Origin of the sequence: Paenibacillus wynnii (assembly GCF_000757885.1) — a bacterium.
Classification (GTDB): Bacteria; Bacillota; Bacilli; order Paenibacillales; family Paenibacillaceae; genus Paenibacillus_AQ; species Paenibacillus_AQ wynnii.
This window is the reverse complement of the sequence record NZ_JQCR01000002.1, coordinates 191,587-213,890: the sequence shown is the minus strand read 5'-3', so window position 1 is coordinate 213,890 and position 22,304 is coordinate 191,587. Positions and strand designations below refer to the sequence as shown.

15 protein-coding genes and 1 pseudogene are annotated in these 22,304 nt (G+C 45.5%); 9 read left to right on the top strand and 7 right to left on the bottom strand.

Going from position 1 to position 22,304, the window contains the following annotated elements:
- The first annotated feature begins 74 nt into the window (after positions 1-74).
- On the top strand, positions 75-1,901 hold the full coding sequence (locus PWYN_RS03900) for an APC family permease (RefSeq protein WP_036648747.1): 1,827 nt from the start codon (positions 75-77) through the stop codon (positions 1,899-1,901).
- A 98-nt stretch (positions 1,902-1,999) separates the two neighbouring features.
- Here the strand turns inward: PWYN_RS03900 and PWYN_RS03895 are convergent, their stop codons facing one another.
- From PWYN_RS03895 to PWYN_RS03885, 3 genes are read right to left on the bottom strand one after another with little or no spacing between them, the layout of a single operon-like run.
- Positions 2,000-3,175 carry a glycoside hydrolase family 130 protein gene (locus PWYN_RS03895; protein WP_036648744.1) on the bottom strand — a complete coding sequence of 392 codons (1,176 nt, stop codon included), beginning with the start codon at positions 3,173-3,175 and terminating at the stop codon, positions 2,000-2,002.
- Between the two features lie 2 nt (positions 3,176-3,177).
- Positions 3,178-4,389, bottom strand: a complete 1,212-nt coding sequence (locus tag PWYN_RS03890) for an AGE family epimerase/isomerase (protein WP_036648742.1) — start codon at positions 4,387-4,389, stop codon at positions 3,178-3,180.
- Positions 4,382-5,359: a glycoside hydrolase family 113 gene (locus PWYN_RS03885; protein ID WP_036648740.1), complete on the bottom strand. Its 978-nt coding sequence runs from the start codon at positions 5,357-5,359 to the stop codon at positions 4,382-4,384. The genes PWYN_RS03890 and PWYN_RS03885 overlap by 8 nt, the downstream gene beginning before the upstream one ends.
- Positions 5,360-5,823: 464 nt before the next feature.
- On the opposite strand from PWYN_RS03885, the gene PWYN_RS03880 reads away from it, so the two are divergent.
- Both PWYN_RS03880 and PWYN_RS03875 read left to right on the top strand, forming a co-directional pair.
- Positions 5,824-6,846, top strand: coding sequence for a glycoside hydrolase family 130 protein (locus tag PWYN_RS03880; protein WP_036648738.1), 1,023 nt, complete (start codon positions 5,824-5,826; stop codon positions 6,844-6,846).
- Between the two features lie 352 nt (positions 6,847-7,198).
- Positions 7,199-9,235: a methyl-accepting chemotaxis protein gene (locus PWYN_RS03875; protein WP_052087731.1), complete on the top strand. Its 2,037-nt coding sequence runs from the start codon at positions 7,199-7,201 to the stop codon at positions 9,233-9,235.
- 670 nt (positions 9,236-9,905) lie between these two features.
- On the opposite strand, the gene PWYN_RS03870 is transcribed toward PWYN_RS03875, so the two are convergent.
- Entirely contained in the window at positions 9,906-11,189 is a 1,284-nt protein-coding gene (locus PWYN_RS03870; RefSeq protein WP_036648736.1) for an IS110 family RNA-guided transposase, read from the bottom strand.
- Between the two features lie 700 nt (positions 11,190-11,889).
- Here PWYN_RS03870 and PWYN_RS03865 point away from each other — a divergent pair.
- The gene (locus tag PWYN_RS03865; RefSeq protein WP_036648734.1) at positions 11,890-13,674 is read left to right on the top strand and encodes a peptidoglycan D,D-transpeptidase FtsI family protein; all 1,785 of its coding nucleotides are present in this window, start codon (positions 11,890-11,892) and stop codon (positions 13,672-13,674) included.
- Positions 13,675-13,678: 4 nt separating this feature from the next.
- Here PWYN_RS03865 and PWYN_RS03860 read toward each other — a convergent pair whose 3' ends face one another.
- Positions 13,679-14,827, bottom strand: coding sequence for an AI-2E family transporter (locus PWYN_RS03860; protein WP_036648732.1), 1,149 nt, complete (start codon positions 14,825-14,827; stop codon positions 13,679-13,681).
- A gap of 249 nt (positions 14,828-15,076) precedes the next feature.
- Here PWYN_RS03860 and PWYN_RS03855 point away from each other — a divergent pair, with 249 nt between their 5' ends.
- Positions 15,077-16,462 (top strand): polysaccharide deacetylase family protein, encoded by a 1,386-nt coding sequence (locus PWYN_RS03855; RefSeq protein ID WP_036648728.1) that lies wholly within the window; start codon positions 15,077-15,079, stop codon positions 16,460-16,462.
- Between the two features lie 82 nt (positions 16,463-16,544).
- Here PWYN_RS03855 and ilvD read toward each other — a convergent pair whose 3' ends face one another.
- Positions 16,545-18,230: a dihydroxy-acid dehydratase gene (gene ilvD, locus PWYN_RS03850; protein WP_036648727.1), complete on the bottom strand. Its 1,686-nt coding sequence runs from the start codon at positions 18,228-18,230 to the stop codon at positions 16,545-16,547.
- A 246-nt stretch (positions 18,231-18,476) separates the two neighbouring features.
- Positions 18,477-19,517, bottom strand: coding sequence for an acyltransferase family protein (locus PWYN_RS03845; protein WP_036648726.1), 1,041 nt, complete (start codon positions 19,515-19,517; stop codon positions 18,477-18,479).
- A gap of 204 nt (positions 19,518-19,721) precedes the next feature.
- Here PWYN_RS03845 and PWYN_RS03840 point away from each other — a divergent pair, with 204 nt between their 5' ends.
- From PWYN_RS03840 to PWYN_RS29050, 4 genes and pseudogenes are all read left to right on the top strand, one after another.
- Positions 19,722-20,465 (top strand): alpha/beta hydrolase, encoded by a 744-nt coding sequence (locus PWYN_RS03840; protein ID WP_036648725.1) that lies wholly within the window; start codon positions 19,722-19,724, stop codon positions 20,463-20,465.
- Positions 20,466-20,507: 42 nt separating this feature from the next.
- Positions 20,508-21,275, top strand: coding sequence for an HAD family hydrolase (locus PWYN_RS03835; RefSeq protein ID WP_036648722.1), 768 nt, complete (start codon positions 20,508-20,510; stop codon positions 21,273-21,275).
- A gap of 28 nt (positions 21,276-21,303) precedes the next feature.
- Positions 21,304-22,050, top strand: coding sequence for an NAD-dependent protein deacylase (locus tag PWYN_RS03830; protein ID WP_036648720.1), 747 nt, complete (start codon positions 21,304-21,306; stop codon positions 22,048-22,050).
- 90 nt (positions 22,051-22,140) lie between these two features.
- Positions 22,141-22,290, top strand: a pseudogene (locus PWYN_RS29050) (L-glyceraldehyde 3-phosphate reductase); the annotation flags it as partial.
- Between the last annotated feature and the right edge of the window lie 14 nt (positions 22,291-22,304).

Genomic DNA, 22,304 nt, shown 5'->3' with positions numbered 1-22,304 from the left:
TTACATCCTGGCCTTTGAGGTTAATAATTTATTTGCAGGGTAATATAAGATAAAAAATGTGGCGGTGAATGAAGATGTATTCTTCTCTAAAGAAATTCTTGATCGGGAGACCGTTAAAATCAACGGAGTTGGGCGAGCAAAAATTGAATAAGAAAAAAGCGCTTGCCATTCTTTCTTCAGATGCCTTATCTTCAGTAGCCTATGGACCGGAGCAAATATTAATTGTATTAATCACAGTTAGTGCCGCAGCATTTTGGTATTCCATGCCGATCGCGATTGGAGTATTAGTTTTATTAATAGCGCTTATTTTATCTTACAGGCAAATTATTTTTGCCTATCCTCATGGAGGAGGGGCTTATGTTGTCTCTAAGGAAAATTTGGGTTTATTCCCGGGTTTAATCGCTGGAGGCTCACTGTTGGTTGATTATATTCTAACCGTGGCAGTAAGTGTGTCTGCTGGGTCGGATGCCATCACATCGGCTTTTCCAAGCTTACATTCGTATAATGTTATCATTGCCGTCTTTTTTGTAATATTTATTACCACCTTAAATTTAAGAGGCGTAACGGAGTCTGCATCCATATTAGCTTACCCGGTTTATTTATTCGTTTTAGCTTTGTTCCTTCTAATCGCTGTAGGTATTTTTAATATATTTATGGGAAATGTTCCACCGGAATTACATACCCCTATCGGAACCCCCGTGGCGGGAATCAGCTTATTCCTTCTTCTTAGGGCATTCGCCTCGGGAAGCTCCGCATTAACAGGTGTAGAAGCCATATCGAACGCAATTCCCAACTTTAAATCACCTGCTCCTAATAATGCGGCAAAAACGTTGGTTGCCATGGGGACACTGCTTGCTTTGTTATTTACGGGCATCGTATTTTTAGCGTATTATTACGGAATTAGTCCTCAGGAAAACGTTACCGTCGTCTCCGAAATCTCGGAGCAGATATTTGGACGGAACTTTATGTATTACTTCATTCAGGGGACAACAGCCTTGATCTTAATCCTGGCTGCTAACACAGGCTATTCGGCTTTCCCTTTACTTGCAGTTAATCTCGCTAAGGATAAGTATATCCCTAGAATGTTTACGGTTCGTGGAGATCGGCTGGGGTATTCCAATGGGATCATTATTCTGGGTTTGTTGTCTATACTTTTGATTTTGGCTTTTAAAGGGCAGACCGAGCATCTAATTCCTCTTTATGCAGTAGGGGTGTTTATCCCATTTACGCTTTCGCAAACGGGTATGATGTTGAAATGGATTCGCCAAAAACCTAAAGGCTGGCTTCCCAAGTTCTTGATTAACTCGACGGGTGCTTTGATTAGCTTTATCGTCACCGTCATGTTCTTCTTAACCAAGTTCTTACAGGTCTGGCCTGTCTTAATTTTTATTCCCCTTATATTATGGCTGTTTTTTAGAATTAGAAAGCATTATGATGCGGTAGCTGACCAATTGAGAATAACCACTTGCGAGCCGTCTATACCCATAGAAGGGAATGTAATTATTGTTCCTGTAGCGGGCATCACGCATGTTGTAGATTACTCTTTAAACTATGCCAAATCATTATCGGCCCAACATATTATTGCCGTCTATGTTCCTTTCGAAAGAGAAGATGAAGCTATATTTGAAGCCAAATGGAAAAAGTGGCAGCCCGGAGTAAGATTGGTCACCCTGCATTCACCCTATAGAAGCATTCTTCAACCCTTGACTAAATTTATTGATACCGTCCAACGTAAGGCGAGTGAATCCAACTATCAGGTAACGGTTATAATCCCCCAATTTATTCCTAAGAAAGGTTGGCACAATATCCTTCATAATCAAACCAGCCTGTTCATTCGTGCTCATTTGTTGCGGCGGAGAGATGTGATTATTACTACAGTGCCGTACCATCTAAAGAAATGAATGTGGAATCCAACTCTGTCTAAAAGAGACCGCGCACAAAAAGGCGTTTACCACCAGTATGATTCTTAGCTGGTGGTAAACGCCTTTTGTATAATAACCTATTTCAACTCAAGGTTGCGGTCGATCAAGCTAATCCGCTGTTGAACTGAAGCGTAAGAACGGAGCGGGTCTTCAGGGGTGTTCATTACATAATCGAGCATTTGGTCCACAGTAGTAGTGGCTACATGAATACGTGTGTCTGAGGAAGCGTAATAGATATAGATGTCTCCATTATCTCGTGCGATTACCCCATTACAGAATACCACGTTGGATACGTCTCCTACACGTTCTTCACCCTCCGGAGCAATGAAGTGCCCACCTGGAGCATATGTCACTTTGTTAGGCTCATTTAAATCAGACAGGAAAGCGTAGAGCACGTATCTCAGCCCTGCAGCCGTATTCCGTACACCGTGAGCGATATGCAGCCAGCCGCGTGAGGTTTTGATTGGAGCAGGTCCTTGCCCGTTCTTCACTTCTTTAATGGTGTGGTAGTAGCGTTGATCCATAATAGTCTCTTCGGTGATTACTGCATTCACAATGGTATCAGACAATCCCCAACCAATACCGCCGCCGGAGCCTGCATCGATGAAGCCGTCCTGTGGACGGGTATAGAATGCGTATTTGCCGTCAATGAATTCTGGGTGCAGGACCACGTTACGCTGCTGCGCGGAGCCAGTCTTCAGATCAGCCAACCGTTCCCAAGATTTCAGATCCTTAGTCCGGGCGATTCCGCACTGGGCAACAGCACTGGAGAGATCACCGTGCGGTGCATCCGGATCTTTACGCTCTGTGCAGAATAATCCATAGATCCAGCCGTCCGCATGTTTTACAAGTCTCATATCATAGACATTCACATCCGGATCTTCGGTCTCCGGCATTACGACCGGGTGATCCCAGAAGCGGAATCCATCTACGCCGCTGTCACTTTCAGCTACCGCAAAAAATGATTTGCGGTCAACGCCCTCAGCACGAGCTACAATATAGAATTTTCCGTCTAATTCAATAGCACCGGGATTAAATATTCCGTTGACTCCAATTCTTTCAGCGAAATAGGGGTTAGTATCTGGATTAAAGTCATAACGCCAGATCAATGGAGCATGTTCAGCAGTGAGTAGAGGGTAACGATAGCGGTCATAGATGCCGTTTCCGTAAGGAAGCTTCTCGTTGTGGCGACCGATCAGTTCCTCATAACGTGCTGTTAATTGTTGTTTGCGTTCCTCGAATAATGAATTCATAATTAGTGCTCCTTTGTGATTAATTTGAGTCGTTCGATCATTTCGAAGCAGGCTCTGCTGTTATGATAAGGACATTTCCAAGCACTTACTTTAGGCTCATGAGCAAGAGGTTGAAGGTTCTCATCCACACCCCAGTGCCATTCACCCTGTTCATGATCTACGATGTACTTATCAATAAATCTCCAGGTTCCAAATGCTGCATCTTCATACTTTGTATCCCCTGTTAATTGGTAAGCATTGTAGAAACCGACTACAGCTTCGGCCTGCGGCCACCAGTCTTTATCCCTGCTCACAAGACCGTTAGCATCCGCTTCATTCCAAATCCCATGATCTTCAGCGATACCCTCGGCAAGAACGGCTTCGGCCATGGAAACAGCTACGTCTTTTACACGTTGTAGAAGGGCTTGATCTCCCAGAACTTCCGCAGCTTCTACGAGCAGCCAGCTACCCTCAATGTCATGGCCGTAGGAAATTCGGTCAGACTTAACATTCCATTCCTCATCTAGGAATAGATGGAAGTGCTTTCCGTCCTGATCGATAATATGATCCAGCATAGTCTCAATTAGTTCGGATAGTTTATGATGCAGAAGCTCCGATTTCCAGACTCTATAAAGCCCCGTATAGGCTTCCAATACATGCAGATGTGTGTTCATCGATTTCTTCTCATTCATATCCTTACTGCTTAAGGTTAAGTTGTCAGTCATTTGCCATTCGCGGGACAAAGCTTCAATATACCCTTTATTGCGGGAATCATAACTGTATTTCTCAAGAATATGAAACAGCCCGATGGCTTTCTCCAATACCTCTGGAGACGGAGTTGCCCGGTAATATTCGGCTAAAGCGTAGATAACAAAGGCTTGCCCATAGACCTGCTTTTTGTCCTCTGAAGGCTGGCCTTCAGCATCAACCATCCAATATAGTCCGTCATACTCCTTGTCGGTGAAGAAGCTTTGCAAATACGCATAGGCACGGTCTGCCATGGTTAAATATTCAGGTTGACCATAGACTCGGTAAGCGCTCGCAAATGTCCAAAGAATCCGGGCGTTCAGCACTAGACTTTTCCGGGCGTTGGCAATAACATTCATCTTTGAGTCGATTTCTCCCAGGAAACCGCCATTTTTCTCGTCTATGGTATGTTGGATCCAGAAGCTTAGAATATTCTCTTTGAGTTCGTGTTCCAGTTGCGACAACCACTCCACCCGTTTGTTACTCATTATTCTCGTTCACTCCCTGATAATACAGAATTAGTTCGGTGTAATATTTCTTGATGATATCCGCTGCTTCTTTGCCATACATACAGTAATCATCGTTCTGGGGTCCTTCTTCTGCAGGGTATAGACGGGCCGGCCAATCCCATAACATAAAGCCTTGAACCCATTTTCTAGACTTGCAATGAGTGAACATGGCCTGGTAGAAACGGCTTTGCTCTTCTTGACTGGGCTCTCCCGGAAGTGACCAATCATTAGGGATTGCAGCACTTCCCGTTCGGCTTGGACATCCTGCTTCCATGAAGAAGAACGGCTTCTCATGAGTCTTTACAACCTCTTCAATCCGGTTAAGATGTGCTTCCCAGTCATGTTCGGGGTAATATCCGCTGGAGGAAATCACATCAAGAGCATCCCACCAGGTTACATTATCCTCCTGATATTTGTCGCAATTATAAGTTAGGATTCCGGTGTAGACCTTGCGAACCTCAGCAATCAATGTGCGCCATTCTTGGTCACGGCGATCCGACTGAACAAGCTCGCAGCCTACACAAAACATCTCACAGCCGGTTTCTTCAGCTATAGCGGCATAATGGAGGATAAAGTTTCGATATGAGTTGAACCATTGAGACCATTTAGGCTCGCAAGGAACATCCTTGTCAAAAAAATTGATATGCGCCCGCCAGGTTCCGTCGGCACAATTAACTATCGGCTTAAGACATACCTTCAGGTTCAATGACTTGGCTTTGGATATCGCCCAATGAACCTCCTCATCCGTTACGGTTGGATTGTCCCAGTAAGGTATTTCTGTGGATTGAGGGGTGGCCTGAAGAGCGCTGAAGGCGATAGCTGTCCAGTTGGCTCCTGTAGTTGAAGACATTAATTCCATGGACTTTTCAGCCGCATCGTTCTTCCATGTTCCCCGTCTACCCACGAATCCCCAAGTAACGCCTCCGATATACTCATTATTCAATACCATGACAACCTCCCATTGTTCTGTAAGTGAATGTGAAACCTGAGATGTTCAAGGAGCCGTTATTTCCATTGTTAATTTTGTTATATTGTTATTACTAATTTGTTATTTAGTAATAACATTTCAATTTAGTTATATACTTTTTTGGCGTTGATTTCAAGAGGAAAATGCATTTAAGTGTGAAGATTCGTGATTATTAATAATAATAACATATACATATTATAAAACAAAAATAACAAAAGAAGACTAGAATGAACGATAAAAACCATCGTTTTCAATGAAAAATAGGTTTATAATAGTTTTGTAAGCGATGTTATTGTCAATATTCACTGTAAGTTATCATTTTCTATTATCTCTAATATAAAAAATTGGGGACGGTGATATAAAAGTTATTGTATTTGTTAGTTTTTTTGACTAATGTATTTATAGAAACATCCGAACTTTAAAATTGAAGGGAGTCATACCTTACTATGAAAGAAGTAAAGTTGATTGGAAATAATCTACCTAATGTTCCTTGGCAGGAGAAGCCAGAAGGACATGTTAACCCGTTATGGAGACACAGTGATAACCCGGTTATCAAGAGAAATCCGGCTAAAGGAGTAGCTCGCATATTCAACAGTGCGGTAGCCGCACATGAAGGTAGCTTTGTTGGTGTATTTCGAGTAGAAGACAATACAACCCGCCCGCATCTGCGCATGGGATATAGTGTGGATGGACTGGACTGGAAAATTGATGATGAGCCCATTCAATTTGTAGATGAAGCAGGGAATCCCTATCAACCGCGTTATGCCTATGATCCTCGACTCGTAAAGGTAGAGGACACCTTTTATATCATCTGGTGTACGGATTTCTACGGTGCTGCAATCGGCGTTGCCAAAACGCAAGACTTTAAATCCTTTACCAGCCTAGAGAATCCGTTCCTGCCGTTTAACCGCAATGGCGTTCTATTCCCTAAGAAAATAAATGGCAACTTCGTTATGCTGTCCCGGCCAAGTGATAGCGGTCACACTCCATTCGGAGACGTATTCCTTAGTGAGAGCCCTGATTTCGTATACTGGGGCAAGCATCGGCATGTAATGACCAAAGGCGGTCAAGGCTGGTGGCAAAGCACTAAAATCGGGGGCGGTCCGGCTCCAATCGAAACTTCCGAAGGATGGTTGATGTTCTATCACGGTGTAACTGGAACATGCAACGGACTCGTGTACAGCATGGGTGCGGTCATTCTGGACCTCGATGAGCCTTCCAAAGTGAAATACCGCTCCAAAAATTTCGTGTTAACTCCTGAAGAGTGGTACGAGGAAAGAGGATTTGTGAATAACGTTATTTTCCCTTGTGCTACACTGCATGACGCTGAATCCGGAAAAATTGCTATATACTACGGTGCGGCTGATACTTATGTGGGTGTTGCTTACACTACTGTTCAAGAAATCGTCAATTATGTGATCGATACCCATGAAGAAGTCGGAGACGATGCCGAGATTGGTAAAATCTAATTTTTAGATTTGTATAGGAAAATATACCCACGTTAAAAACCAAGAGCATAAACAGAAAACTATCCTAAGCGGAGAGTTTTCTTCGTTTATGCTTTTTTTATATGATTGTTCATCAGTATTCCTTATCCGCGAATTAGGTATAAAGTACTGTGAATCAAAGGAGTAAGCGATACCATTCGACTTTGTTCACCCTATTTCTCATATCAATAAAATCACAGCTTCGGAAGTGCGAATAGTTTATTATGAGTACGGTCATGAACATCTTCCATATCTTGGGGTAGTCGATGCAGACGTTCTAACCCTTGTAGTGAGGATAACTTCAGGATAAACGTAAATATGGCGGGTGATCTAGTTGAATGCATCAAAAGCACGAAAAGGAGGCATCCTTTTCCGGCTGCATCCCTCGAAATCTGTAGGGGTACGGCTTTTTCTTATTTTTTTCATCGCGACAATGGTGTTGGTATTATCGTTAGGTTATACTTCTTATTCTGTAGCCAAACAAACCATTGAGGACAATGCATTAAAATCAAGTGAGCAAACCATAGTCCAGACAGCAAATAAATTGGATGTTGTATTACTGCGCTTCGAGGATAACTTACAGCAGATGTTCTATAATCAGCAAATCAAGGACGCAGTAAAACAGGCAAATATGGATAGCAAAACTACACTAACAGAGCTTGGAAATTGGCTTTCGAATAACAAAGAGGTACAAGCCGTTTATCTCTTTCCTCTAAATGAGACCCTGCCTGTAGTGGCTGCCGGAACATTAGATGATGCGTTTCAGAAAGCTGCAAAGTCTAGCACTTGGTTTAAACAGTTGCAGAAAGAGCCAACAAGCTTATGGATAACAGAAGCACAGACGCCCAAGTCCCCGGGTGTATTGCATTTAGCGAAATCCATAGCTAACGGTGGCAATAATGGAGGCTTCATCGTAGTCTGCGATATTAAGAGCACTGTAATGGGGAATCAGCTTAGTGGAGTGGATCTTGGTGAAGGCTCGTACATACAACTAATGACGGCTCAGGATCAGGTGATTGCGTCTTCCTTGGCGGAGGGAGCCGACTCGTATTTAAGTCTAGGTGGTACCCTTTTCAAAGGAGTAACCTCTGCAGCAGGGTCTTTACCTACTGTAGATGAGAATGGGGAATCCATTCTAGCGGTCTATAGTACAGTAGTTAATTCTAAATGGAAGGTGCTTGGTGTTGTTCCGGAAGGTAACCTCGTCAAGGATGCAGGTCGGATCCTGCAAACCACGTATATGGTTGTGGCCGGAGCAGCGGTTATCGCCATTTTGGTGGGCTTATGGATGATGAGAATGGTTTCACGTCCACTGTCCACCTTGAAGGAGTTAATGTTTGAAGGTTCAGAGGGAAATCTAAGCGTTCGGACAAAGGTAACCTCCCGTGATGAAATCGGACAGCTTTCAGAGTCTTTCAACACGATGATGGAACGTATTACTGAATTGGTTAATCATACGAATGAAGCGGCCCTAGAAATATTGGCAACTGCAGATGAGCTCAGCGGCGCTTCCCGTAAAACAGCTGTTGCAGCGAGTGACATTGCATCAGCAACAGAGGAAATTGCTGGCGGAGCAGGCAGTTTGGCGCTGGAAGCGGACCGTGGCAATGAGCTGGCAAGCCGCATCTCAGAGCAAATGGATACGGTTATAGCCGCAAATCGGGAAATGGATCAAGCAGCACGCACTGTTGGACAATTCAGCCAAGAAGGCGTCACTCAGATGGGGGAATTGTTGAATAAAACAACACTTACCGGTGAAATGACCCATGATCTGGTTACTAAGGTGAATGAACTGAAGGAAACTGCATTTTCTGTTATCAAAGTTCTTGAAGTCATGGAGAACATAGCACAGCAGACGAATGTATTATCTCTGAATGCAACGATTGAGGCAGCACGCGCCGGTGAGTCCGGAAGAGGGTTCATGGTTGTTGCGGGAGAGATCCGCGGACTGGCAGAACAGTCCAAGCGTTCTATAGCAGTAGTGGCTGAGATTACCGACAAAATAATGACAGACATGAATGAGACGGTAACGGCCCTGTCCCATGTTGCTCCGCTCTTTGAGGAGCAGGTATCCTCTGTTAAGAATACCAGTGACATCTTTATAACTGTAAAAGGGCAGATGGATCACTTCATTGATCGTTTGGAATCGGTGACAACATCAATCAACGGTCTCAGTCATTCGCAAAGCGTGATGTCTGAAGCTATGGAGAATGTGAGCTCGGTGGCTGAACAATCTTCTGCGGCATCACAGGAAGTGGCCTCGCTTAGCGGTGAACAACAAAATGTGAGCGACCATCTCGTTGAACTTTCCGCCAGTCTGAAGAATGCTTCCGTGAAGTTAAAGGATAGACTATCCAAATTCAGTGTATAACAGTTAAGCTTTTTCAAAATTAGATATTTTTCAAGAATTAAACTAGTCAGTCTCTGAGTTATTGGAGACTGGCTATTTAAGATGAACTTAAGATATTAACTTAAGGCTCAGGTGTCACTACCGTGAAGATTTGGACTTCCGGCCGCTGTTGTATCCAGATTTCTTCGAATTAACCCGCTTTTAGCGGTTGAAATCCGGATACAGCTAATGCTTTCGAAGCGAGCTTTCCTACGGAAAGCTTTCGGGCGGTCACTATCGCTCCTACAGTTCCAAATTTCCCTCCCTCTGTATTAACCATTTTCCTTTCAAATGCTCGCTCATTCGCAGGATATCTTTCTGCTAATCAGATGAGGAAGAGCGTGAGGCCGGTTAAAGCCTTCTCTCCTCCTTGTCAGAGGGCATACGGGAACAAGGGAGGGGTTATTTCCCTGGTTTCACGATATGTAGGAGCTGGATCCACTCGATCCCTGGAGGTTTTCCCTCCCATGACTCAACGGGTCTATGCCCTTTCATTCCTTCGTTACACCTGTCCAGGGAGTGGAGGCCGGTTATGCTTTAGGTAGCGGGTCTGGGCCCTTATGGAAATTTAATCCGGCCTTCGGTACGCTCCTTTTAGTTAGCGATCCTGCAAATGAGCCAATCCTTGCGAAAAAATTAACGTCGATAAATCTTAAGCTGCCAGTGGGGCGGGGTTAGCGACCTTTGGATCAAAGGAACGCTCCTGTCGGACTAGACCTACAATGATGCGGCAGAGCTTTCCGATTAACTTGAAAATGGAAGCCATGGGCTTCATCTTCTTTTGTTTCACATTATGCTCATGCCAAGCCCGATAGGCAGGGTTTTGGGAGACTAGAGAGATGACACCCAGGTAGAGGTGTTTACGTAGTTGGGGCCTTCCTCGTCCAGTGATCTTGACTTGGCCCTGGTATTTACCAGAACTCTTCTCTGCCAAATTTAGACCGGCCTGAGAAAGAATTTGGTTACCATGGGTATAGGTTTTCAGATTTCCCGTTCCCGCCAATAAGGCCGCAATACAAATCGTGCCTAGACCTTGAATCGAACGGAGCCGTTGGGTCAATTCAGGAATCTCCTCCAGTAGTTTGATCAGTTCCTTTTGCATCTCTCCTATCCGCTGTTCTAGCCGAAGATAATCGGCTACTAGATTCGCAAGTTGGCGCCGTTCTTCTTCCTGACACGTCGTACGCCCTACAGAGCGACGTGCAGCTGCCAGCAGCTCCGCCGCCTTTTGCAGGGCGCGGGAACCACCCACTCGCTTCATAAAAGGCTTCCAGCCTGCAATCATCTTCTCCGAGTCCAGATTCTTGATATCCCTTGGCAGAGGGAAGGCTTGCAGGGCAGCTAGCGAACGGGGTACGGTCCAATCTTTAAACACGGTGGTGTACTCCGGAAAACTCACATCCAGCCAGCGTGTAATACGGTTTTTGATGATGACTAGGTCTTTCATACAAATTTCCCGATAATTCATGGATACACGTAAACGTTGGAAGACTTCGGGCGTTCGCGGCAAATCGGTATAGTACCCTCGGGAGACCACATCGGCGATCACTAAAGCGTCTTTCATATCACTTTTGGAGGGAGAGTTATCCCGATTTTCTTTATTACGCTTGGTCGTTGCCGGGTTGACCAATACGACATCAATGGACTCCGCAAGAAGCCAATCCGCCAGGTGGAACCAGTAGTGTCCCGTAGGCTCCATTCCAACCAAGACATTGTTTAGACGATGAGTGGATTGAAGGTGCTCCAGCCACTGCTGGAACCGGATAAAGCCTTCCTTGGAGTCAGCAAACTTCAAAGGTTTCCCTATTTCGATTCCACGATAATTGACAGCTCGAGCCACATGAATTTCTTTAGCAATATCTACACCGATGACCACGTGTTTAGGTGTAATCCTTTCGATCTGTTGATTTTGTTTATTTCTTTGTTTAAACTCCATAGTGAGTGTCCTCCCAAGATGAATTTTGTTAGTCACTGGCCGTGACATGATTCTATCTTACAGAGGCGCTCTTTCTTTTGGCAAACTGCATTTCTTAACGCCAACAGGAATGCTTTCGTTCCTTTTCCCATTTGTTATTTTCTTTTGTTCAGCTTATATACTCTCGTTTTTAATCCCTAGCGCTGTTATTGTTCGTATTTTTTTAGGCAAGGAGCAAATCCATCTGAATGGCTTTTTCTTCGGCGAGGTCGCCACCTTGTTGAGTTCGCTTTTCCCGCTGTTGGTCAACTTAAAGGGTCCTGTCTACATCGCTCCTTACGGGATGTAGGTGGTACCTCCATTTTACCAAAAAAGGAATTTAGGAGGATTGTAGAAACTTTTTCTACTCAAAGCAGCGGAGAGAACGGAACGATTGTGGAAAAGCGGCAGCGGTCGCCTTTGTGTCCGGATTTTCACCGCTAAGGGGAGTTAAAAAAAATCTGGACACAACAGCGATTGTAACAACGGTCCGTTCGTGGAGCGTCCTCATCGAGTGTCAAACTCGTTCCTATTCAAAAAGCAAGTACTATCGCAAGTAGCCATTTTATGGCTTATGGGACAGCTCTTTTTGCCATTCTAAGTTTCCGTTGTGTGATGAAAGGACATAATAGAATAAAGCTTTGGTAGTACCTAATTAGAAAGCCTGCCGGGAGGAATATTTTTGCTGAATAAGCCTAATAAACGTATCTTTAGCGGACTGATGATATTATGTGCTGCCATTTCTATTTTGATATTCCGGCTAGCATGGGTTCAGTTATTCTTGAAGGACCGGCATGTTCCCGGCAGCAAGTATTCCCTGGCTAAGATGGCCGAGGTTCAAAGTGAACGAGAGACCATATTAGATTCGGGACGAGGCCGTCTTTATGATCGAAACGGAAAGCCGCTTGCGGGTGAAACTATATGGACGGTGGCTTTTTTTCCGCAGGAGGAGAACAAAGGGAATATCGGCAATACGAAACGTGATATAGCCCTGAATCGTGTAGCTGAAATATTAGGAACTAATCATAAGGCATTATTGAACAAAATTTCTCCGCTTAAGGAACCTATTCTATGGCCATCGTCTACTACAGGCGATCCGCTGGCAATTACTCCTACACAAGCTGACGAAATTAGCAGTCTCGGTATTGACGGTCTGAAGGTTCTGCCCTTTGCTCGCAGATATAACGGAGAGATGTCCGGGCGGCAATGGATGGGCTACTTGTCAGAAGCAGCACCGCGTTCATCCTCCGGGCTGCGAATTCCAATGAAGGGAACAGCTGGTTTAGAGAAGACGTTGGAGCCCTTGCTTCGAGGAGTTGGTCATACGGAGGCATACGCTCAAGTGGATGCTCGGGGGAATCGACTACCTGGAAGTGATATTAAGGTACGTACACCCGCAAATCCATATTATCCGCTTTCACTCTACACAACGATAGATATGAAGATACAGGAAGGAATCGAAGAACTTGCCGTTAAAGCGGGGATAAAAGAGGGCGCGGTGGTGGTATTAGACGCTCATACCGGGGATGTTATATCGATGGTATCCCGGCCTTTTTATAATTCGGAAAGGATTTCACCGGAGGGCGGAGAATGGAACAATCGAGCGCTGCAGGCTGTGGAACCTGGATCCATTTTTAAAATTATAACGGCTGCCGCTGCAATAGAAACGGGTGTGACATCCCCCGGTGAACTTTTCTCCTGCAAGGGTGAATTTGATAAATACGGCTTGTCCTGTCAGCAAGGAAAAGGACACGGGCCCCTCACGCTTGAGGAAGGATTCGCCGTGTCCTGCAATACTGTATTTGCAACTTTGGCCGAGCGTCTAAGCGGTAATCAGCTTCAATCTTTCGCTTTGGCACTAGGGATCGGGAGAGAGATTACCTGGCAAGCTGACAATACCCTCGGGATGAATCATTTGAAGCCGCTGGCAGGGGAGCAAAAGGGAACGATTTTTAATACTCTTGTAACTGATGACGCCGGAACCAGGGTGCAAACGGCTATCGGTCAGAGAGATGTTCGCGTATCCCCGCTCCAAGCAGCCAATCTTATAGTAACCCTTCTTCATGGAGGTGAAGTCACCGCTCCACGTATCTTGCAGAGGGTCAATTTCGCAAATGGCCAAAAGCTGATGGATCTATCACGTCATCTGGCGCCTACTCCGTTCGGCCGAATCTCTAAGAACACAACTGAGCTACTGCTGTCCTGGATGCGTAAGGTAGTTACGGAGGGCACCGGCAGTTCACTACAGAGCGCGAAATGGCCTTTGGCAGGAAAATCAGGTACTGCACAAACCCTTGTGAAGGGAATGCCGCGAAATAACCAATGGTTTATCGGTTATGGTCCGTTTGAGCGTCCTCAATATACGGTAGCAGTGGTTGTGCAGAATGTAGCTCCCGGCAGCCGGCATACCGCAACGAAGCTGTTCGGGCAGGTAATGGATCTTTTATCCGAGACATCTCCTGTATAAATATTTAGATTTCAGGGCTCTCGTTATCTTCAGCATCAGGTTCATTACCCGTTGAAAAAGGAGAGACAATAAACTCTTCATTCGGCAGAAAAATCCATCGCTGGAGATAGCCTTGCTGCAGGAGCTCTTTAATCAAAATAAGCAGGATCGGTGACAAAATCAATCCGGCCATACCAAAGGCTGAAGTCGATAAAATGACGAACGAAAGCATAAGGAAAGCTGAGGAAACACCGATGGAGTTCCCTGTAATCTTCGGCTCAAGCAATTGACGCACAACCAGAACGATTACTAGCAGAACTAAAAGTCCAATAGCGAGCGACGTATTTCCGACAATGAACAAATAGATAATCCAAGGGATAAGAATCGTCGAGACTCCAAGCAGCGGCAGGACATCGAATATGGCACAAATAAGCGCCATCGTAATCACATTCCCGGAGCCTAGAATAAACAACCCTACAAGAACGATCACAAAAGTAATAGAGATAAGAATAAGCTGTGCTTTTAAGTAAGAGCCGATAGACTTAAAGACGTTACCTTGCAGGAAATTGTAGGCGGTCTTGAACGTTTTCGGCATTTTGTCATGCGCGATTTTGCGCCAATCTTTGATCTCCATACTTAGGAAAAAAGCCAGAATAATAGCGATTCCGAAATTAGCCATAAAGGAGGAGAACGAGCCCAGTATACCGATCATATAATTAAAGAATACAACCAGCCATTTGGACAGCAGGTTTGTCGCATCTTGAAAATAACCGTTCACCTTATCGGCTACGTCAGGAGGCAGTGTATTTAATTTGTTCTGAAGAAAAGAAGTGAACTCTGCAAAGTTCTCCTGAATTACGTATGTATAATGTGGAAGGTTGGATTGGAAATTCAGGACCTGAGAGGTTATCAGCAGTCCTGCACCAAACAAGATGCCAAGCAGCACAATAAGAAACAGCAGTACGGAGATCGCCGAGGCAAAAGGTTTGGCTAGACCTTTTCGGTTTAAAAAACGGGCCAGCGGCTCAATTAACATGAATACGAAGAAGGACAGGAACACGGGAGCGGCCAATTGATAGAGCTTACTGAACGTGAGCATGACCAAATATACGGTCAGAACGATCAGTCCCAGATCAAAAAAGGTGCGCCAATACTTTTTGTAAAGAGGTAGCATAGAGATAAACGACTCCTTTTCAGGGTAAATTAACAGTCTTTATTCACTTGGATTCATTGTACACGATTTTAACGAAAAAGCGTCTTTTTCTTTACAACCTGTGTTAAAATAGGAGGTAATGTTTTTTTGTGAGTCTCTGATTTAACCGCTACAAAACGGCGGACTATAACTCTACTTGGCCGTATCACTAAATCTGCTTGCAGACAAAGACGAGCCAAAGTCATACTTCTGGAAAAGCGGGGAATACACATGGAGACTTTGCTGCTCTGGCTGTTCTACATCTCATCTTTCTATGCCTTTATTCCTGGTATCATCAGCCGAATTTTCGGTTTCCGCGTCTTTCGGAAAGGAATCGGAACAGGGGGATTTGCCCTTACCTTTGATGATGGACCAGACCCTCGCTTTACACCGAGGTTACTGGATTTACTTCAGCAGCACGGGGCAAAAGCTACCTTTTTTGTAGTTGGAGCCCATGCGGAACGCCATCCTGATCTCATTCGGCGCATGCATGAGGAAGGTCATCTTATCGGTATTCATAATTATGTGCACAAGAGCAACTGGCTAATGCGCCCTTCGACCGTTCGCCGGCAGATTCAGCGTACCGATGATATTATTTTTGATATTACCGGGGAGAGAAGTACTTATTACCGCCCACCCTGGGGAATTGTGAATCTGTTCGACTTTTCCAAACGACGTCAGGTACAAATTGTACTTTGGTCAGCAATGTTCGGTGATTGGCGTGAGAAGCAAGGCTCAGAGCGCCTCGCAGAGAAGATGCTGTCACGTTTGAACCCTGGTGAGGTTATGCTGCTTCATGATCGCGGGACTACACTCGGTGCCAATCCAGATGCGCCTGAACATATGCTGGTTGCACTTGAGCGTACGCTTGAAGAAGCCAAACTCAGGGGGCTGAGCAGCATTAGAGTAGACGAAATGATCAAGGCAGCCGAGAGTTCACCGATGCACAGGCTTTCTTTTGCCAAACGAATGGTTGTTGGACTTTGGTTGGCGTGGGAGCAGGTCTTTCAATTTCTCTTCCGGCTGAAGACGGTTTCTCCAGAGGATCCATTCCTGCATTACCGATTGCGGAAATATCAAGGACAGTCATTGATGATGGAGAACGGTGCATTCTTGAACAAAGGCGATAAGGTAATCGAGCTTCATATTGATAACAGACAGCTATTCGAGATAGGGATGCATTCCCGTTCAACAGCGCAGCTGGCGATTCGTATGATCCGCCGGATGAATCAGGATCTGCCTCTGCTAGCAGATCGGATTACTGCTGATGAGCATCTCGTGAGAGCAAAGGCGCTTTATGGAGTAAGCATGCTCAATCGAGGACCGGAAAAGTTCGGTTTCACTGTGCTAGATCTTCCTAAGGGTTGGTTTGCACGATCTACCAAATTCTATTTAAGTGTTCTGATGAGTGTCATTCATCCAACTGGGGGTGCAAGGCTTAAAGAACGCAGCGAAGTTCTCATCCCTAAGATGATTCTCATGCCGATCTCAGAGCTTCTGCTTCGCTCGGAGAAGAAAATCCCTACAGGCAGTCAAGTGAAGAAACGTCGGGAAGAGGATTATCCGGTAAAAGTTGTTCATGAAGCAGAGCTTCCTAGCGCAACAATTGTACATTGATTTTTTACAAATAAAAGCCTTCACCCCGTAGATGATCTACTGGAGTGAAGGCTTTTTGTTTTATATTAACTACTTAACGCTGTTAGATCTTAAGAACCGCACCGTTGCTGGCATTTGTAACCATTTTGGAGTAACGGGCAAGGTAGCCTGTTTTCACTTTAGGTTCAAAGCCTTTCCATCCACTGCGGCGAACAGCCAGTGTTTCCTCATCAACTAGCAGTTCAATCTTACGATTGTTCAGATCCAGCTCGATGATATCACCGTCTTCAACAAAAGCGATCGGTCCGCCTTCAGCGGCTTCAGGGGAGATATGTCCGATACTGATCCCACGGGATGCTCCCGAGAATCGGCCATCAGTGATTAGACCAACTTTGGCACCAAGTCCCATTCCGACGATTTGCGAGGTTGGAGCCAGCATTTCCGGCATACCTGGTCCACCCTTTGGACCTTCATAACGGATAACGACAACATGTCCTTCTTTGACTTTGCCGTTAGCGATACCTTCCAGCGCAGAATCTTGAGAATCGAAACAAATGGCAGGGCCTTTATGATAACCGCCTACAGATGCGTCAACCGCTCCGACTTTGATAATGGAGCCTTCTGGAGCAAGGTTGCCGTAAAGTACAGATAGACCGCCAATCTCAGAATAAGGATTGTCTAAGGTATGAATTACATTGGTATCCTGAATCTCATGTCCCATAACGTTCTCGGCAAGTGTTTTGCCGGTAACCGTCATGCAATCGCCGAATAAAGCACCCGGTTTCTTGAGGAGTTCATTTAATACAGCACTCACTCCGCCTGCATTCTGGACATCTTCAATAAAGTAGTCTGAAGCTGGAGCCAGCTTGGACAGGTAAGGAACACGGTTTGCAACCTCATTAATGCGTTCGAGCGGGTAATCAATGCCTGCTTCTTGCGCAAGTGCTAGAGTATGAAGCACTGTATTGGTGGACCCGCCCATTGCCATATCAAGCGCAAAAGCATTATCCAAGGATTGTTGAGTTACAATATCACGCGGCTTAAGGTCCAACTCGATAAGCTTCATCAACTGTGTTGCTGATTGACGAACAAATTCTCTGCGTTCATCGGCTATAGCAAGGATGGTGCCGTTCCCTGGCAGGGCCAGTCCAAGTGCCTCAGCCAGACAGTTCATAGAATTCGCAGTGAACATACCCGAGCAGGAGCCGCAGGTTGGACAACCGAATTGTTCTAATTCCAATAGCTCGGCGTCATTGATTTTACCAACCTGATGAGCACCAACGCCTTCGAATACAGAGGTAAGCGACAGCTTCTTGCCTTTGCTGTCCACTCCGGCTTTCATCGGCCCACCGCTTACAAAAATGGTAGGGATGTTGACACGCAGTGCGCCCATCATCATACCCGGTGTGATTTTATCGCAGTTCGGGATGCAGACCATACCATCGAACCAGTGTGCGGATACTACAGTTTCCAGAGAGTCGGCGATAATCTCACGGCTTGGCAGTGAGTAACGCATACCGATATGGCCCATGGCAATGCCATCATCGACGCCGATCGTATTGAATTCAAACGGTACGCCGCCCGCTTCACGAATGGCTTCTTTAACGATTTTGCCGAACTCCTGAAGGTGTACATGTCCCGGTACGATATCAATATAGGAATTGCAGACCGCAATAAATGGCTTTCCGAAATCTTCCTCTTTTACGCCGGCCGCTCGCAGGAGACTGCGGTGCGGAGCCCGGTCAAAGCCTTTTTTAATCATGTCTGAACGCATTTTCTTGGCTGCCATAATGACATTTCCCCCCTAAATAAGTTGTGATTCAATATTGTGTCGCATTAACGCAATGCTCTATGAAGAGCTGTGTATACAATGATGGTATTAACGGAAGCCGACTGATATAAGGAGGGCAAGCCATTGTTATTAGTGAGTCTATCACAAATGTCATCTTTTTTCTACCGCACATGTGTCATGTATAGGCGTGAAAGTTCAATAAAAAACCCACTCACAAGGGAGTGGGCGGGCATCAGATAGGGGCTATAAGGAGCGGCGCAATACCGCCCGTTGCAGAGTCATCATCCAGCCTACCGATGGTTCTACGAGGGGGTGCAGCCATTGTTTCACAACCGGCTGGGCCAAAAGGATGGTAAGCGAGACAGCAGCAGTTAGCAGTACAGCAGCGCCTACGGCATTACCAAGATAGCTGTAGATTCCAGACACAACAGCCAGACGAACGATAAAACCATGTAACAGGAAAACATACAGTGTACGCCGACCCCAGTCTGTTAAACGACTGGCTCTAAAAGGAATCCAACCGAGAAAAGCTAGAGCAGCAATGAACTGCAAACCATAGATGGCTAGACGGTATAACCCGGCATACCATTCCTGACGGTCAAGCTGCATATAAGTGAAGCTGCCGAATAACCAGCCAAGTGGAAGCTTAACTCCCCAATTCATTAGGATGAAGAAGAGTAATAGGGAGGCAGCGGCAGCGGTAATCTTGATCCATTTGGTATAAATACGTGTAAAAGCTGCGAACGAAAAGTGGTACCCTATTACGAAGAAAGGCAAGTATACAAAAGTACGGCTAATACTGAACCAAACCCCGTCCAACTGCAAATATCCAACTAATATACCAGCCAGTAAGGCGAAAGTCATTTGACCAACCGGTGTCCACTTGCTCATTCCCAGCATCAGAAGACGCCAAAAGGCATGACTTGCTAGAAACCATAGGAGAAGATAGGGTGCGAAAAAGGAATGATGAATACCGTTTACTTGAAAAAGAGTTTGATCTAATAAAGAATAAAGGGTTTGAAATACAACATATTGCAGTCCGATTTGCATTAGAATCTTGCGTCCAGCAGATCCGTTCAGGCTTTTCCGGGCAAAGTAGCCTGTAACCAGAACGAATAGGGGCATGTGAAAGCTGAAAATCCACATGTACAAAGCATGCATTCCGCCCATCGTTCCAATCAACGGCTCAATGGCATTGCTTGCAAATACGGTCGCTATAAGGATAAAACGGAGGTTCAGAAAAAACGTTTCTCCACGTGACTCTATTGAAGTTTCCCCGACCATTTTTCCCCCTCCAATCCGCGTTAGTTACTTTAATTTTAAAATACCTTTTTTCCTTTTAATTAATTATGAAAAATGTCACAGTGGTAAGCGTTATCATAGCTGTGAATTGTGCCAAAACGTTGAAGGTTGTTTGAAATCCTTGATTCCACTATAATTTTGGTATTACAGAGGAATAACAGTCCGTTGCATGTAGGAGTGACCCTATTGAAGAAAAAGGCAAGAACAAAACGTACGGTTAGCATCATCATTTTACTGGTTCTGATTGCTGTAGGCTTATGGATTTGGAAATACCTAACCCCTTATCGTCCTGCCGATAATGCAGAGTCTGCTATGGTTTCGGAAGGCGGGGTTATTGTTGAAAAGAATGATAATTGGATCTCTTTCGAGCCTTTATACTCTACCGGACCTGCGATTATTTTTTATCCAGGCGGATTGGTGGAAGCTGAAGCCTATTCGACACTTGCCAAAAGGATTGCAACCAAGGGCCATGCAGTTTACATTGCCCAGATGCCGCTCAATCTTCCAATTACTAAGGTGGATGCTGCCGAGGAAATGATTAGGGTTCATCCACAAACTTCGTTTGTGTTGGGCGGTCACTCTTTGGGGGGTGTTATGGCTTCACGGTTCGCTGCAGAGCATCCGGATCAACTGGAGGGCGTGTTTTTCCTGGCCTCCTATCCGGATGAGAAGGGCAGTCTGAAAGGGACTACTCTGGCTGTTCTATCCGTGCTGGGTACAGAAGATCAAGTTATTGATAAAGGCAGTTATCGGGAAGGCCGTGCCTACCTGCCGGATAACACCGTATATTATTCGGTTGATGGCGGCAATCACGCCCAGTTTGGAAGCTACGGATCCCAAAATGGTGACGGCGAAGCAAAGATTTCCGAGGATGAGCAGCAGAACCGAACCGTTCGGGCGCTTCAGGACTGGCTCGGGAATTTACGATAATATCTATTCCAATACCCAGTTCAGTTGAGGATGTGACGAGAGATGCCTTTTTTCCATGTGAATAATAGATCTGTCCCTTGTAAGGGAATCCTGTTCGACAAGGATGGAACATTGCTCGATTTCATGACGATGTGGGGGGCGTGGGCTGAACTTGTACTGTGCGGTATGGAGGATGCGATTGCCTTGGAGGGAAGTCGCTTTAGCGGCAACGCATCCAAGCTGCTTGGAACCGAGCACGATGCAGAGGGCAGGGTCATTGGGTATGATCCCGGAGGTCCACTCCCTATGGCGACTACAGAAGAGACTCACGGTATTCTTGCCTGGCAGCTATATTCCGCGGGAGTTCCCTGGAATGATGCATTAACCCGCGTAATTAGTATTAGCAGCGAAGCTATGAAGGAGGTTAGGAGACGCAGGATTGCTGCTCCTTTGCGGGGTTTGTTACCATTCCTGCAGCAATGTGCCGGAGCTTCATTGAAGCTCGGTGTAGTTACTTCTGATGAATCGGAGACGACTTTTGAGCATTTGGAATGGTTAGGTATCACTAGCTATTTCGGGTCAGTTGTTACTAGAGACAGAGTGAATAGGGGCAAGCCGGCGCCGGAAATGGTGGAACTCGCTTGCCGGGAATTGGGGCTGGCTCCACATGAGACCATTCTTATTGGAGATAGTAATGCAGATATGCAGATGGGCAAAGCGGCTGACCTGTGCTTAACCGTCGGTATCTCAGGGAAAGACGGCAGAATGGAACATCTGCTTAACGCCGACACCGTTATTACTGATTTTACGGAACTCATGATTACACCTTGAATTCAGTGCAGAAAGGACGCGTTATATAATGGATCAACTGCATACTCTTGCTTCATGGATTACAAGCAGTGACAATATTGTTTTTTTTGGCGGAGCAGGAACATCTACAGAGAGCGGGATTCCTGACTTCCGCTCGGCAGCAGGATTGTACCAGACTCAGCAAAATTCCCCATACCCACCTGAAGTGATGCTTAGCCGAACCTTCTTTATGTCTTCACCAGACATCTTTTTTGACTTTTACCGCAGTAAAATGATTCATTCGGAGGCTGATCCGAACGGTTCTCACTACCTTCTAGCTAAGCTTGAACAGGAGGGGAAACTAAAAGCAGTCATCACACAAAATATTGACGGCCTACATCAGAAAGCGGGGAGTCAGCGTGTACTTGAACTCCATGGATCTATCCATCGAAATCATTGTATGGGATGCTCCCGTTATTTCGGATTAGATTCAATTATTAACAGTACAAAGACGGTACCGCGTTGCCCAGACTGCGGCGGAATCATTAAGCCAGATGTTGTTCTGTATGAGGAGGAACTGGATCACTCGCTTCTTATGGAGGCTGTGGAGGCAATAGCGAACGCAGACCTGCTGATCATTGGGGGTACCTCGCTAACTGTCCAGCCAGCAGCGAGTTTAGTTACATATTTCCGCGGACAACATACAGTACTGCTGAATGGTGAGCCTACACCCTATGATCATCATGCCGACCTGATCCTTACAGACCGCATTGGCGAGACGATGAGCAAGGTTAAAGACCTATTATACTCGTCCTAATCCTGCAATAAATCATGCTACTCGGATTACAATGTCCCCCAGTGGTTTAAAATAGGTTAATTGGACATCAGACGAGAGGCTGGGATAAGTATGGTATATGTAGCTAGCGATGAACGATATGAAATCATGCGGTATAACCGCTGTGGTCATTCAGGGCTTAAGCTGCCGGCTATATCACTGGGTTTGTGGCATAATTTTGGCGGGATTGATACGTATGAAAATGGGAGAGAAATGATCAAATGTGAAGCTCAGAG